The sequence below is a fragment of the Haemophilus parainfluenzae ATCC 33392 genome, from assembly GCF_031191205.1.
Lineage (GTDB): Bacteria > Pseudomonadota > Gammaproteobacteria > Enterobacterales > Pasteurellaceae > Haemophilus_D > Haemophilus_D parainfluenzae.
On sequence record NZ_CP133470.1, the window covers coordinates 218982 to 236348 of the forward strand.

At 36.7% G+C, this 17367-nt stretch carries 11 protein-coding genes and 1 pseudogene; 6 read left to right on the forward strand and 6 right to left on the reverse strand.

Going from position 1 to position 17367, the window contains the following annotated elements:
• Nucleotides 1–43 precede the first annotated feature (43 nt).
• From RDV53_RS01050 to RDV53_RS01075, 6 genes and pseudogenes are all read left to right on the forward strand, one after another.
• Nucleotides 44–1064: pseudogene (locus tag RDV53_RS01050) on the forward strand (hypothetical protein).
• Nucleotides 1065–1199: 135 nt separating this feature from the next.
• Nucleotides 1200–2573: a DUF4123 domain-containing protein gene (locus RDV53_RS01055; RefSeq protein WP_005696595.1), complete on the forward strand. Its 1374-nt coding sequence runs from the start codon at nucleotides 1200–1202 to the stop codon at nucleotides 2571–2573.
• Between the two features lie 15 nt (nucleotides 2574–2588).
• Nucleotides 2589–5657 carry a toxin VasX gene (locus RDV53_RS01060; RefSeq protein ID WP_005696597.1) on the forward strand — a complete coding sequence of 1023 codons (3069 nt, stop codon included), beginning with the start codon at nucleotides 2589–2591 and terminating at the stop codon, nucleotides 5655–5657.
• Between the two features lie 7 nt (nucleotides 5658–5664).
• Complete coding sequence (locus tag RDV53_RS01065) at nucleotides 5665–6648, forward strand: HMG-box domain-containing protein (protein ID WP_005696599.1); 984 nt, start codon at nucleotides 5665–5667, stop codon at nucleotides 6646–6648.
• Between the two features lie 117 nt (nucleotides 6649–6765).
• A complete protein-coding gene (locus RDV53_RS01070) occupies nucleotides 6766–7836 on the forward strand; it encodes a hypothetical protein (RefSeq protein WP_005696600.1) in 1071 nt (356 codons plus the stop codon).
• A gap of 242 nt (nucleotides 7837–8078) precedes the next feature.
• Nucleotides 8079–8594 (forward strand): Hcp family type VI secretion system effector, encoded by a 516-nt coding sequence (locus RDV53_RS01075; RefSeq protein ID WP_005696601.1) that lies wholly within the window; start codon nucleotides 8079–8081, stop codon nucleotides 8592–8594.
• A gap of 93 nt (nucleotides 8595–8687) precedes the next feature.
• On the opposite strand, the gene tssM is transcribed toward RDV53_RS01075, so the two are convergent.
• From tssM to tssJ, 6 genes are read right to left on the reverse strand one after another with little or no spacing between them, the layout of a single operon-like run.
• Nucleotides 8688–12374: a type VI secretion system membrane subunit TssM gene (tssM, locus tag RDV53_RS01080; RefSeq protein ID WP_005696603.1), complete on the reverse strand. Its 3687-nt coding sequence runs from the start codon at nucleotides 12372–12374 to the stop codon at nucleotides 8688–8690.
• A complete protein-coding gene (gene tssA, locus RDV53_RS01085; protein ID WP_005696605.1) occupies nucleotides 12371–13837 on the reverse strand; it encodes a type VI secretion system protein TssA in 1467 nt (488 codons plus the stop codon). The genes tssM and tssA overlap by 4 nt, the downstream gene beginning before the upstream one ends.
• Nucleotides 13827–14462, reverse strand: a complete 636-nt coding sequence (locus RDV53_RS01090; RefSeq protein WP_005700051.1) for a type VI secretion system-associated protein TagO — start codon at nucleotides 14460–14462, stop codon at nucleotides 13827–13829. The genes tssA and RDV53_RS01090 overlap by 11 nt, the downstream gene beginning before the upstream one ends.
• Nucleotides 14463–14479: 17 nt before the next feature.
• The gene (gene icmH, locus RDV53_RS01095) at nucleotides 14480–15325 is read right to left on the reverse strand and encodes a type IVB secretion system protein IcmH/DotU (RefSeq protein ID WP_005696607.1); all 846 of its coding nucleotides are present in this window, start codon (nucleotides 15323–15325) and stop codon (nucleotides 14480–14482) included.
• Nucleotides 15325–16671, reverse strand: coding sequence for a type VI secretion system baseplate subunit TssK (gene tssK / locus RDV53_RS01100; protein ID WP_005696608.1), 1347 nt, complete (start codon nucleotides 16669–16671; stop codon nucleotides 15325–15327). Before tssK ends, icmH begins: the two co-directional genes overlap by 1 nt.
• A 3-nt stretch (nucleotides 16672–16674) precedes the next feature.
• A complete protein-coding gene (gene tssJ / locus RDV53_RS01105; RefSeq protein ID WP_005696609.1) occupies nucleotides 16675–17355 on the reverse strand; it encodes a type VI secretion system lipoprotein TssJ in 681 nt (226 codons plus the stop codon).
• Nucleotides 17356–17367 lie beyond the last annotated feature (12 nt).

Genomic DNA, 17367 nt, shown 5'->3' on the forward strand with positions numbered 1-17367 from the left:
CTAAAAAATGACCGCACTTTTATTTGAGATGAATAAAGAAAACATGGCAGAACAACAAAACAAAGACTGGCTAGATAAACTCGGGGAGTTTTTCAGTAAGATTTTCATTAATCCAGATAAAGATATTGCCTACTCTATTCGTAAACGGGGTGAAGATGAAATTGAAATTCGGGATTCGATTTTTGATGGGTATGTTCGTGGATTTATTCGCTTTATTTTAGGTGGGATGATGCTTGTCAATATATTTAATGGCTTATCCATTATCCCATTTTATAGCCATTCAGATACAAAAAGAGATTATGAGTGGGCATTTCATAGAGATAAAATGCTTATGGAAGAATATAAATCCTATAAAGAAAGAAGAGAAGAAGGAAATAAATTTCGAGAGGAAAAATTAGAACTAACGCCATATGAAATATATACTGATGGACTAGGTCCTCAATCACCAATAAAAGACTTTATCTTAGACATCATTATGATCCCCTTTTTTGTCTTTGCCTTTTTCCTCCCCCGACCACGTGGTTTTCGTGTCAACCGCAAAAAACGGGTGATTTATTGGCAAACCATCTTCGGTAGTCATGCCATCGCCTTTGTGCCTGAACAAGGCGATCCGCTAGGCGGAATTAATTACAGCCGTTTCGGCTTGTATGCGTTTGGTGGTCACGAGCGTTTTTCATTGCAACTGTGGATTGACGATTACCTTTCCAAACGTCGTGTCACTGCACTTTTTGGAGTCTACCCCAGCCCAAAGCTCAGAACATAACGCCCAAATCCTGCGTGCGATTCGTGCCTACCTTACGGAAGACAATCCTGAGTTTTTAAAGTATGTAGGCAGGGATTTTAAAAACTTCGGCTTAAAATTTAACATTGCGCTATGTAACGCTTTTGCACTGCGAGTGCCGTTTAGTCGCAAAAAAGCCGACCGCGCTATTGAACTGGCACTTGCCGAATGGAATAAGAAAACCCCAAACCAAAAACAAGGCTGGTTCAATGAACGCCGTGCAACACAGAAAATTATCAATGAACGCCATCTGCGAGAAGAATTAGATAACGAAGTAAAATAAACTAATTTAAAACAAAGTGCGGTGGAAATTTTAGATATTTATTAAATAGTTAAAAAGTAACCACACTTTTTTTGAACTTCTGGCTGGTTATTGCTATGATTCCGCAAAGTATTTTCATCAGTTAACAAAAAAATTATGTCCACCTCTCTTTGGATTTCTACTGCGTATCTACAACAGCCGCCTAGTTCTGACCAATTCGTCGCGCTACTGGCTTTTGCCGATAGCCGAGAAACATTTGAACAACTTGTCAAAACAACCTTTAACACGCAAAAGGCACATTATTATTACCAACTGGCGCCATTAAAGGCTGAAGTCTTTTTTCAACGGCATGGACAAATATGGCTGGCATATCAGGCTAATGGGTTAAAAGAAGGTGAAGTACGAGTCGTCGAATTGGTTGGTGAGAAACCCAAGGAACAGTTTGCTACTGAGACTAATTACTTGCTTTGTCATCAAATCAACAATGTGAAATTGCTGGATAGGCAGTTTGGTCGTCACCCGAAAGTCTTTGCACCTGATGAGATTTTCAAACTGCTCTTCCCTAACACGCCGATTCCGCCCGATATAACTCAACCGGGTTGGTCAGAAAATTGGCAGGAACCGACTTTTCTCATGCCGGTTTTAGATAAAAAAACGTTGGAAAAAGACACCGCACTTTTTGGCGAGCCGCTGCCCGAATTAAAATGTTATTTCATCTTAGATGCCAATAAGCATAAATATTTAGAACCTGAGAATTTTCATTGCCGTATTGAAAGCCTGTTTCAAGGGGAATTCGCTGAAATCACCAAAGACATTGCGCCTTATTTGGTAGAAGTGATTCCTTATCCTGATGACAGCTCAGAAAGCGAATTAATGGGCTTGTTTAGTGATGAAGGGGCAATGACTAGATTCAATTGGCATGAAGAACTGGGCATCTTTATTCATTCCCGTTATGATTTCGATACCGTGTTACGTCATCTTCGCCACTTTCCTGTGATGAAAGACGAAAACGGCAAGTGGTTCTTCTTCCGTTTTTACGACCCGAAAGTGTTACGCAATTATTTAGAAGTCATTGCCACCAGCCCGGAAAAACTCAATAAGTTTTTCGGCTATGAAAAGCGCATTATTCATGCTTTTGCCTCAGGCATCGGCGACAATTTTCATTATTACCAACTTAAAGCCTTACCGGAAGACACCCGAAGCATCCCGATTCTCCTAACGGAATTTGAGGTGAATGGATTTAAAGATAAAAAATGGTTGGAAACGAGAGAATACTTAATGGAGTATGCTTTACAGGAATATCCTCAGCTTTATTCGGAAGAAAACAAAAATGTGCTAATTAAGAATTTAGATGAAGGCTTTGATAAAGGCTATACTTATAATATCGCGATATTACAATATGTCGTTGCCAAACAAAGTGCGGTGAAAAATAACATTGATTTTGCTACCCTTGAAACACAGCTGAAATATACGATATCAACACCGTTAGAACGTGCACAGGAATTATTCGCCGCGTTAGGATTAAAATAAATAAGAGACCACATTATGGCAGAGCAAAAAGAACTTAAAAAACCAGGCGCCGACCAGGCGGGTAGTATTGTCGCCCCTTGCCAAAAAGACATTCGACTTTACCCGGCAAGATTAACATTGACCGATAAGGCATTTGAAAAAATCAGAACAGAAGGAACGGCTCCCGTTCTGCCAAAAGACATACCAACAGGCAGTGATGATTATGATCTGCGCCGTTTGCGTGATGGCTATATTTATATCTTGGCAGTGAATGCGGAGTCTGATTGTTTTTCCATCACTGGTGAAGCGGAAAATGGGCAGGCTTGGTATATTTATGATTATCGTAATAATGAGATTAATCAAGGATTCTCGCAAAAATATAAAGCTTATTTTTATGATCTGATAAATGAAACTAAAAAAGTATTTACACCAGAGGACGTCTCACAAAATGATTTTGATGAAGATAAAAACGAGATTATTACCGAGGAACAAGTAGAACTAGCGGCAGTTACAGTACAAGGCGAAAAAAGTACATTTATTTTATCGGAATATATCTCATTGAATTCGGCAATATCAAACATCCATATCATGTATTCCGATTTTGAGTTGCCTTATAGCTTGCTAAAAGAAATTGAAAAATCACCGGATAGTAGAGCATCGTGGATGAGAGAAATTAATCTTCAGGCACCATCGGGAGCTGCAACCGACCTTCAACAATTAACCGATGTAGTCGCAGATTTTTCGTTGAAAGATCTCGCCATGGAAAATCAAGTTTCCAATAGCTATCGCTATACGCCAATCGGCAGATTAAAAAATTGGCAGGATGTTTCTGAGCGAATTACCTACGGTAACGGTGTTATTATTGCACTGGAAGATCCTATCGGCACAATCCGTGATCTGGCGTGCTATCACGGCTATTTAGACGAACAACGGGAAAAAATATTAACTAAATATGAATACGCCATTAGAACGGCAAGTTTTATTCATTCCCATGCACAAGAGAAAATCTTGTACAATTTTAATCAACAAAAAGATATACATGGCGCAGTTAAGGGTGTCATTGATAATAAAAACCCTTGGTATACTGGCTTTGCCAAAGAGTGGGAGCAATTCCATAAAAAGCCGATGCAAGCACCCGTCCCACAGGTACTTACCTTAGCACAATCCTATAAAGAATATACTAAAGTATCATCAATTCATTTGGCAAAAGATAGCCACAACGATATATTTTCATCGTTAAAACAAGAACTCAATTTAGAAGATATTCCGGGCGAAAATGCCATTCATAAAATGGCTAATCTTCCGGGATTGTACGGTGAGCATTTTAAATCTGTTGTAGAAGCCCATATTAAATTAATTGATGCAAATCACGCTCGATTTGAAATATTAACTTCTCTTCTGAATAAAAAAGACACTTCTGCTGTTTATGCGGCAAATGCCTTTTATTTATATGCACACGGACTACTTTGGGGATTGGATATTTCGTCTTATGGTTTTAATGCGTCAACCGCAGCCTTGGGCAACGAAATGGGAGTGACCTATGAGCCTGCTGGGTTCCAAGTAAGTAACGAATCGATTCAAATGCTACAAAACCTCGTTAAGTCGCTGAATAAATCCTTGGAAATGGTGACAACATTGGCAAAAAGCAGTGATTTCGCTATTGCCTCTTATGATTTGGTTGTGGAGGTACTCATCAGTAAACACAGCGCATTAGCGAATCCAAATAATGTTAAAAAAGTAGGGCAAGGCGCTCACTTTGTAAATTGGAAGCGGGTATATGAAGTCAATCCTGTCACCGGGCGGTATTCTCACACAGATAAATTTGTGGCGTCGCCTAACAGCATGAAAGGGGAAATTCTCAATGCTGTAAAAACCTCTCATTCTGTACCATCGGAATATGCCCATTTTCATGTGGGAAGCGGGTTAGTGAAATTGCAAATGTTAGAGGTGATTATCGGCTTTTTTAATACCCAAAAATACCGAACCGCAGAAGGACAGTTGGCTAATGACCCGTTCTTGGCTGCCGCACTCGCCTTGGGCGGCGCAAAATCCACACCGATTTTAGATAAATTTAAGGCGAAAGTGGATGAAAGCAAAAACACGGTGAAAGCCAACCTCGTTAATTCGGGGGGCAAACCCCACCGGCAAAATCTCAAATTGATGAATTTTAAAATCCAATCCCTTTCGCAAATGTCCACTATCAGACAAATTGCAAGCCGACTCATCAGTGTGAATTCGGCATTGGTTTTCTTAAATTCACTGGTGGAATATGGCAACTGGTATGAAGCGCGTTATAAAAATGATGCGTTAGGGCAATATGGCGCCATGTTGCGCGGTTTTGGCGGGCTGGCTGCAGGTGCTTCATATGGAGTGCTGGGCTTGTTGGCAGAAAACGCCCTTGCGGTGACCGGTGCCGCTGCCGTCGTGCCTGTTGTGTTATGGGTTGGCTTGGCGGCAGTAGTGCTTGGCACGATTATGGGGCTTTTATCGAAAGAGGATATGGACAGCTGGATGGAGAATAGTTTTTGGGGGGGAAACCCTAATTATTGGGGCAATCCAATTAGGGGGTATGAGTGGGAATTTGAACGTAAAAAGTCATTTCGTGCACAATTTGATGAAAGTAAATTTCAGTATATTGAAACACCCCAAGAAGTAACTTTATCTCAGGAATCAACAAAAATATTTCATTATTATGAAATTGAACTACAACGTTATTTTGCTTTTAAAGAAACCATAAAACTCTCACAATACGATAATACACCGAATGCCATATTAGTTGAGCACCCCTCAATCAATAACAACGCTATGGCACAATCTATTCGAGTGGATAGCCGAATTACAGTAACAACTACTTATGTCTCTTATCTCTCCACCCAACAGCCGGAACGCATCGAATTTGTTGAAAATGGAAAAGCGGTAATCTATTTCCCAACCCCTTGGAAAGGCATCTCTTGGGCGATTACCGGCACCCGTAAAGAAAAAGCCCAAATGGAGACAATTGATCCGCGTTCGGTAAAAAATATTCGCCTGAAAGTGTATCTTGCCGATTACCAAGGCTCCGACGGCAAAATCAGTTCCGACTTAACCACCATTCCAATGAAGTGAGTGCAATATGAATCAAAATAAAGCATACAAAACCTTAAAATATTCCATCCGTCAATGCGGAGAAGACGAAATTGAGATTCGTAATTCTTTTTTTGACGGTTATACTCGAGGATTTATTCGGCTCTTATTTATTGGTATTTTTTGCATGAGTTGGTATCAAAATGCCAAATATAAACAGCCGCCTTTTTCCTATGAAATCGCTGCAATAAAAGAAGATATTATTTGGACTATTTATCCAGAAGAAAAAGTAAAACCGTTATATGAAGATTATTATAAATGGGTTACTAAACCAGAAACGAAAAATAATTATCCAAATGAAAAAATAGAAACATATGAAGAATATATGGATTACTACATTGAAAAGCACAAATGGAACAGGATTCGCTTTTTTTTCCACCCAATTTGGATGGCATTCCTGCTATTTTTATTCTGTCTACCGCGCCCGCGTGGAATCAGGATCAACCGTAAAAAACGGATTATTTATGCGCCGATTTTAAACGGCACCTACCGCGTCGCCTTTGTGCCGAAAGAAGGTGACCCGCTAGGCGGTGTAGTCTATTCCTGTTATGGCCCGCACCCTTTGGGCGGAGAAAGTTTATACTCTTTTGTGATGGCCATTCGGGAAGAGAAGAATATGCTTCCCTCCCGTCATTATTTAGGCGTATATCCGTCAGTGACTTCCAAGCAAAGCATTGATATTTTAAACGCCATTCGGGCTTATCTCACAGAAGATAACCCTGAATTTTTAAAACACATCAAACCCCGTTTTAGCGTATGGCATTACATTGCCACCATCCCGTTTTGCAACGCTTTTGCCCTTCCTGTGCCGTTTAACCGCGCTAAAGCGGATAAAGCCATTGAAAGCGCAATGGCCGACTGGAACAAGAAAACCAACAACCAAAAACAAAAATGGTTTAAATCCATCGCCGAAGAACAAAAGCTGATTAACGAAGAACACTCGGCGGAAGGGTTGGACAATCAGGCAAAATAAGTCGTTAAAGACAAAAGTGCGGTGGAAATTTTAGGTGTTTTAAAAAAACGCTCCTAAAAATGACCGCACTTTTTTTTATGAACATTAGAATAGAAGGCTTCCTGTAAGATATACTAAATGCAAAAAATCAGATTCAGAAATAATAAGGAAATGATGAATCGAAATAAAATTTATCATGATCTTGGCTTTTCTATTCGCAAAGTCAATGAAGATGAAATTGAAATCAAAAACTCAACTTTTGATGGCTATTTACGTGGTTTCTTCAGAACTCTAATTATTGGCATTTTCTCTGTGATTGCATTTTTAGATCTCCAACATAAACAAGTTCCTTTATCTAGTATATATGAAGGAATTAAATATGATTATCTGTGGGCATTAAATCCTGACGAACAGATCAAACCAATATATAACCTGTATGTTCTTCATGATGACGACCCAACTTATTTCCAGCGTTATCCTGAAAAATACCCACCTGAACCCTACGAAGAATTTAGAAAACCCTACGTAACAGAAGATTTTTGGAAAAGACACGTTTTTTACTTTGAGCTAATCCCATTATTTTTAGTATTTATACTCTTTTTCTACCCACGCCACCGCTCTATTCGTCTTAACCGTAAAGAGCGGGTGATTTATATGCAGGCATTTCATAAAATTTTTGTCATTCCAGTGCCGGATAAAGGCGATCCGTTGATGGGCATGAAATATAACCGCTTCAGCTTTTACATGTTCGGTAGCCGCAAACAGTTTTCGTTGTTGATGACGGGGCTTGTGGTGGAAGGAAAATACACCGAGGCTGAACTTTTAGGTTGTTATCCTTTGCCAAATCCTCTGCATAATATGCACCTGATTAAAGCCATGCGAGAGTTTTTTACTCAAGAAAACCCTGAGTTTTTAAAACATATCGGTAGATTTTATCGCACGCCATGGCTTCGTCCCGGTATTGCTTTTTGTAACAGCTTCAGCTTTATTCGTTTTCCGATTTCCAGCAGGAGGAAAATCGACCGAGCTATCGCAGAACACAAAGCGTTTTGGAATTCGCTTTCTTACAAACAACAGATGCAACGTTATGCCAAAGCCGTCAAAGAACAACAAGAACTTAATGAACAACTTGCCTCAGAAGGCTTAATTAACGAAGTCAATGATGACTGGGAAGAGACTGAAAAATCCCCAGCGTTGCAAGATAAATAAACAAGTTAGATTGAAAAATGCGGTAAAATTTTCAACGTTCTTAAAACGCTTAGAAAAGCGATATTACTTGAAGTAGAGATTATTTTATCCCTTAAATATCTTTAAGCTTAAATATTCTAACCATTTAAAAAATTACTTATTTTATCTAAAATTTAATGTTAAATCGTTCATAATTTGATATAGTTACGCTTGTCTGTAAAGACAATAAATATATTCATCTTTAAAGTCATTAGGAGAATTTTATGCCTACACCAGCATTTATTTCCATTGAAGGTAGTAATCAAGGAAAAATTACAGCAGGTGCATTTACCGAAGATTCAGTCGGTAATGTTTATGTTGAAGGTCATGAAGATGAGATCATGGCACAAGCGATTAGCCATATCGTTACTGTTCCAACTGATCCACAATCTGGTCAACCATCTGGTCAACGCGTTCACAAAGCATTCAAATTTACTTGCTCTTTAAACAAAGCAGTGCCTTTGATGTATAACGCATTAGCTTCCGGTGAAATGTTACCAAAAGTTCAAGTAACTTGGTTCCGTACCTCTATTGATGGTCGCCAAGAAGAGTTCTTCTCTACTGTATTAGAAGACGCAGTAATCGTTGATATGAACTTAGTAATGCCAAATGCGCAAGATCCAAGCAACGCACCATACACTCAATTATTAGAAGTAAGTATGAGCTACCGTAAAATTAACTGGGATCACACTATTGCTGGCACATCAGGTTCTGATGACTGGCGTAGACCACAAGTTTAATTGTATCTACTTAATGAAAAAGCTAAATAGATTTCTATTTAGCTTTTTATTTTCTATAAGAAAGGGAAATATTATATTTCCCTTGTACTTAAATTAATTATTTTCTGGAAATTTCACTTCTTCTTCATAAATTTCCATTGGTTCTAAAGAGCTTTTACCTTCTTTTTCTGGATCAAGTAATTTTGATGGTAATCTAAAGTTGCTTAACACGCCACCAAAGAACGGATTTGTGCCATTTTCTACCGTTAATCTATAATTGATCGCTCCACCATTTAATTTAAATGAGAGATCTACAGATTGTCCATTTACCTTCTTCGCCGCTTGATCTAACACTCGGAATAATGACCATTCACCTGTTCGACGAAGAGTTGATGTATCTCCAGTTGATGTAACAAGCGTTAAACTTGTTTCAACATCTTGTCGTGTCGTATTCGGCCAAATTAAGCGACTTGCAGACGGTACCTCATGGCTATATTTCAGTAACTGACCATCAATATTAAATGTAGATGCCGTAAATTTCCCAGAGAGCCCTAGCGGTTTTAAGCTGAAAGAAATATTAACATTACCTGAAGCATCAAAATAATTTCGTTGAATATTTTGTAAATCCTGAAGCGCAGCTAAGAATGATGAGGAAATCACACTTTCGCCGTTAACTACAGAAAGTTCCGCATTGTCTTCTAGGAAGAATTTTAAATAATCATTGTAAAAACGCTGTACACGCCCGTTTGGTCCAAAGAACTCACGGAAATCATCCAATGAGATATTTTCGCTCGCCTTACGATTTAATGGGTAACGATTTGCGATTCTACTCTTATAGAAACCATATACATTACGATTCCATAGTGTATTAATTTCACTTAATGCTGTTTTTAGTTCGAGTGTCCAAGCCTCATCTGCTACTTTGTTTAATTGAGTTGAAAGTGGTTCAGCCATTTCATTCGCTAAACGTTTTAAATCAACAGTTGGATTTGTTCGTTCTAAATTAAGCTCTGCCATAATTGCTTTCAATGCAGTTTGAGATGGTTCCGGTGATTTCTGAATTGTCTGCATATAGAATTTTAACTCAGACAATTTTTTCATTACCGTATCCATATGTGGCTGTCCTGCATCTGACGCTGCTTTTACCTCATTAACTAAAGGGGCAAAGTGTTGTGCAATTTGCAATGATGCCATTTGATTTGCTGTTGCTACATTTGTATTTTCATTACGGTTTTCAGCATTAATTCCCGATAAACTTGGATAAATATCACTGTTCTTATCAATTAAATTAATCATTTTTTGTAATGGTTTTTCATTACTGGTTAAAGCATCTAATACATCTACCGCATGACGCAAATCAACAAAATGAATAATTTCTAAATTATTTAATGCATCTTGCCATGTCTGAATGTAATCCGCGATGTAACGTTCTCGGATTTCTTCAGATAAATTAGCTAGCTCTTCTTTTGAATAATTTGTCGTTTGCTGCTTACCAAGTACCCAAGCATCTATTGCAGCAAGCTGCAATAAATCTTGAGCTTTAGGATCATAAAAATCTTTATATGCCCAATCGGTAAATAGTGGACTAATTAATGTACCATACCAACTAATATTTTTATCTCTAAAAAATGTTTTAGGATCTTCAGTTGTAAAATCGGTTTTAAATATAGTGGTAAAAGTTTGTCCAATTTCAGCCTTCAAATCAGTGGCTGGCTGCAGTTCTGTATTTGCCAGAATTTTAAAGTTTTGGTAAACACGGTCTGCCAATGGTAATTTACTGTATTCCTGCTGTTTATCTGCAATTTTTTTATCAAACATACTGAGATCTGGATCTACATGTTCCATTGCATAGCTAAAATGAGCCATAAGCTGACGCTGAATATCTGGATTCTTAGGATAATTTTTTTGCAAATATTTCGTCATCCACTGCTCTGGAATTTTAACCTTTCTATTTGCCATGTCATCGATCATTCGATAAACACGTAATAACTCAAGTCCTTCATTGCTATCTTCAGGTAAAGCATCCATTTGCTCAATCAGTCCCATCGCAATTTCAGGTAAAAAACGCTCCCCAAGGAATTTTTTATACGCTTCACTTACTTTTCCACCTACTTTTTTACCTTGGTATAACCCAAAATCTTTAATTATAGGTAAGGCCTTTTCATAGTTTCCATAACCATATGTAGCCTGACGTAATATATTCAATGGTTTTAATAAATTACGTCCTGTCGGATCCATGGATTGACTGATGTTCATTTGACGGAATTCTTCAGTCAATTTTAGAATTTTTACTGATGTTGTTTTATTTTGATAGAAGTAATTTTGCCATGTCGCTAAAACACAAATACCACAAACAGCCATCGCAATAGCGCCTAAAATAAATTTACGTTTACTGCGTCGAATTTCTTTTTCGTTATCGCTAACGAGTCCAGCTTCAGGATAAATAATATTTTGAAAGAAATTATGCGTAAAATATGTTCTTTGAGAACGTTCAGGCAAATAGCTCGGCACAACATGAGGTAAATCAAACTGCTTAGAAATGGCCGCTTGATAAAAATCCATCGGTATGCCTTCTTGGAAGATAGAAGAAAAATACACACCACGAACATAAGGTGTGGTTGTGAAACGATCGCTCTCTAGTATATCGCTGATAAATTGAAGCAAGATATTCTGCATACCACTTAATTGGCGAGCATACATATAAAGCGATTCTCGTTCTTCTTGCGAAATTGTTCCAGCTAATTTATCAAAAATAATTTCTTCGATCTCTTTAACAAAAGCAGTATAGCTATCCGATAATTCTTTTGTCCAATTATCGATTTGTTCATCTGTATTTAATGTGAAAGAAAAACCTAAATTTTTATGACGTTCAGCTTGTTTCAAATCACTGTAGAATGTTTCAAAACCTTCAATAAGATCAGCTTTATTTAAAACAACATAGACGGGAACTCGTGCACCAAATTGTTCGGTAACTTCACGGATTCGGTTACGTAATATAACGGCTAATGCTTGTCTATCACTGTGATTTGATGCAATTAACTTTGGAAGATCAACAACTAAAATAATGCCATTAATTGGTCTTTGTGGGCGAACATCATTAATCCAATCAAGTAAATGTGACCATAATCCTTTTGCAATTTTACCCTCTGGATCACGTTCCGTACCTAACTGCTGAATCATTCCACCTTCAGGATCAAGCAAAATCGCATCATCACTTGCCCACCAGTCAATTTGATATAAAGAATTCTCGCGCATATAACGTTTAGACGTTCTTTCTACGGCTGTGAGAGTAAATTTCTGGTTAGAGCGGTTAATAAAGCTTGTTTTGCCAGCTTCATCTGAACCAAGAACCATATACCATGGAAGTTGATAAATGTAATCTTTATTAGATAAATGATTTTTAAGTGCTTCAGACATCAGTTCAAGGCTGTCATCTTGATCCTTAATATAAGGGAGGATAATGTCTTTTTCCTCTTGTTCTTTCTCTAAATCATTTTTTTCTTTATTTAAGCGAGCATTCTTGAGTTGAAGTTTCAAAATAGCAATAATGGCTAAAGTGAGCAAAACAACAACAGTGGCAATAATTCGACTCCCCATTCCAACTTGTTTCGCTAAGTCATAATCCCAACCATTTTCATTTGAAAGGCCAGTAAAACTCCAAGATGTACCATAGGTCCAAATTCCGACAAAAATAAGGATTAGACCTAATGTAAGTAATACTGGGAGTGAATTTCTAAGATGCGAAAAAATAGGACGCGTAAACTGGCGAAAAATTCCTAATAATTGGTTCAAATAATTCATTCATTATCCTTTATTAATTTATCTTTTAATTGTTCTATTTGAGTAAAAAAAGTACTATCCCACTCTTCAACCGTGTATTTTTTGCAGTGATTAATTAGTTCAGACAGCTCATTAAGAGCGATCGATAACATATCCTCTTTTAAGAAAAAACGTATTTTTTCAAATTGTAAATAATGTTTTGTTCTAACATCAATCACTGATTTTAACTGTTCATCAATTTCTTTCAGAACAGATACAAAACCTTCAACCAAATAAAGCTCATCAAGGTCATTCTCTAATGAATTTTGTACTGAAGCTTGAGAGCTTACATTCACACTATTATTATCGGAAAGCCAATCAGAAACGACATCGCTCAAAAAAGGTTCTCCATTTTGAAATTTTGCTAAATGAAATGTAGGAAACTTATTAACAAATTGTTCGGTTACACTTCTTATCGTTTCTGCTACCTCTTTAAATTTTAAAGCTTGACAACATTTTGCAGATAAATAACTCCCTTCAATCCAGTATGGGCTCGTTGTTAATGTTTTTTCAATACGATTTAATAACTCCACACTTGGTGACGAAACAACCTGCTCCCGATAATCACTTACTTTATCAAGTGGAACGGATTGCATGGCTGTAATACCTTGGCTATTCATCTCTGGTAATTGGGTAATACTATGCCATAGTCCAAATCGACGGCTTACGTAACCCAATATCGATGAAGGCTGTAATTCACAAGTGGTATCTGCAACTTGAAAGTAAAATTGTTTTAATTGACGAGCATTTGTCAGTTCAAATTTATTTACGTCAGGAATATTTAAAGAAACTTTCTCAGCAGAAACTTGGCTAGCAGTGATTGGTGCATCTGTAGCCATTTGGTCTGGTGCGACTTTATTCTCTTCTTTTGTCTGAGAATTCTCAACAAAATCTGACCGCTCTTTTACGAAATGTCGTAATCGAGCTAAAGCAGACTCAACACCAGGAAGTTTTTCACTTAATTGAAGCGAAAGCACCTCTATAAATTTGTCTATCTGCTCATTTTCTACTACCGTAAATCTTACATCTGTATTAATTGATGCTGCATTTTCAAGACGTTCAAAAATAAGTGTAATGAACTTTCCTTTAAAACGATTAATTGTATTATCGGTTGAAGGCTTAGGGTAAGCATTAAAAAGAAACTTCTTATTGAATTCTGAGAACAATGATAGAAAGTCAACAAGATTAGACTTAAATCCTTTATAAAGTAAGGCATAACCTAGATATTGTAAAACCTTATAATCTTTACAAGACTCAGACAAATACTGATGAGAATGTGAAATAATCCCCTCCCAATCAATCGTATCATGCTGCAAAGAACCAAACTTCATGACTTGCTCATCAAGCGCAGAAAAAACGATACCCTCTTCATCAGGTGTACCGACGGGAAAATATTCTCCAGCAATATCATCTAAAATGCTCTGATACTTCATTTTACCAACCACATTCTTTTCTTATTGGCGCAACTTGAGATGCTAGTCCGTTATTTTTGAAAATAAACTGACGATCTTCTTGCGGAAGAGAAACTGAAAACGTATCAATATATAAGATTGATTTTAATTGTTGTATTGCATAGAGTCCTCGCCCAGCATCTAACAAATAGCCTCGTTCTGCACTCTGCCAATCAATTTTAGAGACAGTATGATTTGTATCGTTATTAGCAATATGAACATTCAGTAAATTATGTTTAACGGGTTTATCCAATGCAATTTGGAATCTTGTGATATTGTCTTTACAAGCAACGTATATCGAAGCATTGCCGTCATTACTTAATAAAGCGAGTTCTAAATTATTTTCAGCCCAAGCATCCCGTCCATCAACTTTCGCTAATGTAAAAATATCACCAACCAATTTAGGAACAAGATTACTGACCGCACGTTCATCTATCATTTGCTCTCTAACTGGTGTATTAAATACTCTATCGAAACATGCAAGACGATTAATATTGGATTTAATCGATACGCATTGCTCTGCTTTATCCAATCGTTCTTCAGATAAAGTATTCACAGAATACATAGATAAGAAAAAAGCAAACATCGCTTTACATACAAAAGAAAAACGTGGTGCCATAACAAAATCCCTCATTACTACATATTATTAATAATGTCATTTACATTATTAATGATCTCAGTCGAATATGAATCCAAAAGCATACTATATAAGAAATAAATTAATACAAAAACAAGTAATGTTCCCCATGCAACACGATTTAATGATAATGGTTTCTTTACCGTATAATCACTTTTGTAAAGATGCATTTGCTGGTTTCTCTGATAATTATACCCACGTAATGGTCTCAGTGTTTTTTGTAATTTTATTAAAATATTTTGAATATTTTCTTGCCCATGTGGACTAAGGGCATACTGCCCTTTAAAGCCAAGAGCCAAACAAATGTACATAAATTCTAACAACTCATGATATTTTTCAGGTTCAAGCATCGTTCTTGATAAGATAGAGTAAAACTTTTCTCCTCCCCATGTTTCATTATGAAAATGAGCAAGTAAAGAACGCTGGCCCCAAACTGAAGAGCTCCCCCAAGGAGTTGCCATCACCATTTCATCAATAAATGTACACACACAATATCGGAATGAAAGCTGGAATGCACTGTCATAGTTCAATTCTTTTACTTTTTCACTCAATGCCATGATTTCATTTTGCATTCTGGTGTATAAACTTCCGATATCATCTATGGATGATAATTTTCTTAGTCTAAGAGCTGTTGCTAATAGCGGGTTTGCTAATTCAACTAAGGCATTGTAAGAGTGCGTTTGTAATTGAAAGTCATAATCAATATCAAAATCAACATTTCCAACTTGCTCATAAAGAAGATCAGTTTTTTCATTAATGATCGGCACATTATTTGTAATAAAAACTCTATCTGAAGGCATATCAATTGATGAATTATATGTATTCAACAACTCTCTATTATTCATTATGATAAATCTCCACGAATAGCCCAAAACTCAATCTCTAACCCTGGATAATTTCCTGTAATATGGAAACCAAATCCAGATGAAGTCAGCAAATTCTCCCAATATGGCGATGTTTTATCTAATTGGAAATACATAAAACCAGAATGGTAAGGCAAATACCGAGGAGCTACAGGTAGAGCACTCACAGGAACACCAGGCAATTGTAAATGAACAAGTTGATTGATTTGCTCGATACTTGATATCTTAGTTTGTTGAATAAACTGATTCTTTAATAATTCTGGTTGTAAATGTGCTTTTACAGCAATGATAAATTCAGCTGTAGAATAAAGTGATGCATCATTAACCTGAGCCGTATAAATTCCATATTGACGAGCAACAACTGGTAATGGTACAACTTTTGTATTTGTCACGATACTTAAATAGGACTTAATATCATTAAATAAGGGCTCTAAAGAAGTCGCTGGATTTTCATGAAGATAATCATAAAAAGTTTCTGAAAATCGTTCTTTCAAAACAAAAGTAGTCAGCTCGCTACGTAATGAAGCAAGTAATTCATAAACAGATAAAGGATGTACTTTACCTAATTTCACAATGCTTTTTATTAATGGTGAAACTCTATTAAGGCTTAAAAGCATAAGGAAATCATTAACATCAGCTACACCAGATTGTTCTGGACGCCCTATTCTACTCACAATATTTTGTGTACGTAACGAAATTAAATCAGACAACTCTGCTAATTTCTTCATGAAGGCCGGCATTGCATTAATATGCAATGACATAGGATAAAATGCTTCATCTAATATAACTTGATGATCTAATGTAATATCCTTAATCTTTGCAATAGGTAAAGAAACATAATTACTCAAATCATCTAATGAAGATTTTAGGAAATATTGATTTTTCAACAACTCAAGCTGAGTATAATTTCCACTTTCACTATGAGAGTCTTTCACTTCAGTAAAAACAATCTCGCTTCGGAAATCCATTGAATCTGAATGACTTGGCGAATATTTAATTTCACCCTCTCCATTTGTAACAATCGGCAGACAAAGATAAATTGTTTCACCGACGAGGTTGCTAGTTACACCAATTGGAGAAGGTAAACTATCTGTTAAAGGTAAATCGAAAAGTGTTCCATCGGGCATCACACCTTTGCATTCAGTAATGCCAAACTTTCCAAAAGAAAGCTGCTGTTGATCAAAAGCAATTTTCTCAAAACCTAGATTATAAGCCGAGATATCAATAACTTGCTTCAGTTGCGATGTTAAAAAACGGCTTTCTTGCTGAAAATGTTGAGGCCTAATGAATAGCCCTTCTTTCCACAAAACACGATTCGATAAAGACATGGATTAATTATCCTTAAAAATTTCAACTTTAGAGTCTAACACACGAATTAACAGTGGATAACTTTCCCCACCTTTAGGCTTGACCTGTACAATACCTTTCCATTTGCGGTTTTCATAGCCATTAAAAAGAGCTACAACTCCGATATAATGAGTTTTTTCATTCATTTCTTCTGAATCCACAAATCTGAACTGATTCGGTGCAATAATTAAATCAATATTTGAAACATATGTTTTACCTAATGATTCAGTGAAATCATTACCACGAAAATCATCATATGTACTACTTAAAAATAGAGACTTATCCGTTAATTGGAAAACTTTTAACATTACAGGGGTTGCCCTAGCATCAGCCTTTCCATTTTCCTGCTCAATAATTTGCTTATCGGAATTGGTACTGTTGGCTGTCGCATTTTTTTTGTATTCATGAGCTGTCATTGGACGTTTAGCTTGAGGTTTTAAAGCATCTAACTCTTCAAACTCTGCTGTGGCTTCATCACTTACTACGGCAATAGCATCATCTTTTGGAGAATAAACGTTGATGTTCGCACGATCCGTTGCATAAATGGAAAGTGAATATGTCGATGGTTTCACTAAACGAGGATTAACACTCGGTTCATTATTAGAAGAGCATCCTGCCATAGTTAATGCAACAACAGTAAACATAAATAAAGATTTTAATTTCATAAGATTTCCTTA

What these genes read in the sequence shown, in the direction of transcription:
- RDV53_RS01055 (WP_005696595.1), top strand. Translation starts at nt 1,200, where the DNA reads ATGTCCACCTCTCTTTGGATTTCTACTGCGTATCTACAACAGCCGCCT.
- icmH (WP_005696607.1), bottom strand. Translation starts at nt 15,325, where the DNA reads ATGAATAATAGAGAGTTGTTGAATACATATAATTCATCAATTGATATG.
- RDV53_RS01070 (WP_005696600.1), top strand. Translation starts at nt 6,766, where the DNA reads ATGCAAAAAATCAGATTCAGAAATAATAAGGAAATGATGAATCGAAAT.
- tssJ (WP_005696609.1), bottom strand. Translation starts at nt 17,355, where the DNA reads ATGAAATTAAAATCTTTATTTATGTTTACTGTTGTTGCATTAACTATG.
- RDV53_RS01075 (WP_005696601.1), top strand. Translation starts at nt 8,079, where the DNA reads ATGCCTACACCAGCATTTATTTCCATTGAAGGTAGTAATCAAGGAAAA.
- tssM (WP_005696603.1), bottom strand. Translation starts at nt 12,374, where the DNA reads ATGAATTATTTGAACCAATTATTAGGAATTTTTCGCCAGTTTACGCGT.
- RDV53_RS01090 (WP_005700051.1), bottom strand. Translation starts at nt 14,462, where the DNA reads ATGGCACCACGTTTTTCTTTTGTATGTAAAGCGATGTTTGCTTTTTTC.
- RDV53_RS01060 (WP_005696597.1), top strand. Translation starts at nt 2,589, where the DNA reads ATGGCAGAGCAAAAAGAACTTAAAAAACCAGGCGCCGACCAGGCGGGT.
- RDV53_RS01065 (WP_005696599.1), top strand. Translation starts at nt 5,665, where the DNA reads ATGAATCAAAATAAAGCATACAAAACCTTAAAATATTCCATCCGTCAA.
- tssK (WP_005696608.1), bottom strand. Translation starts at nt 16,671, where the DNA reads ATGTCTTTATCGAATCGTGTTTTGTGGAAAGAAGGGCTATTCATTAGG.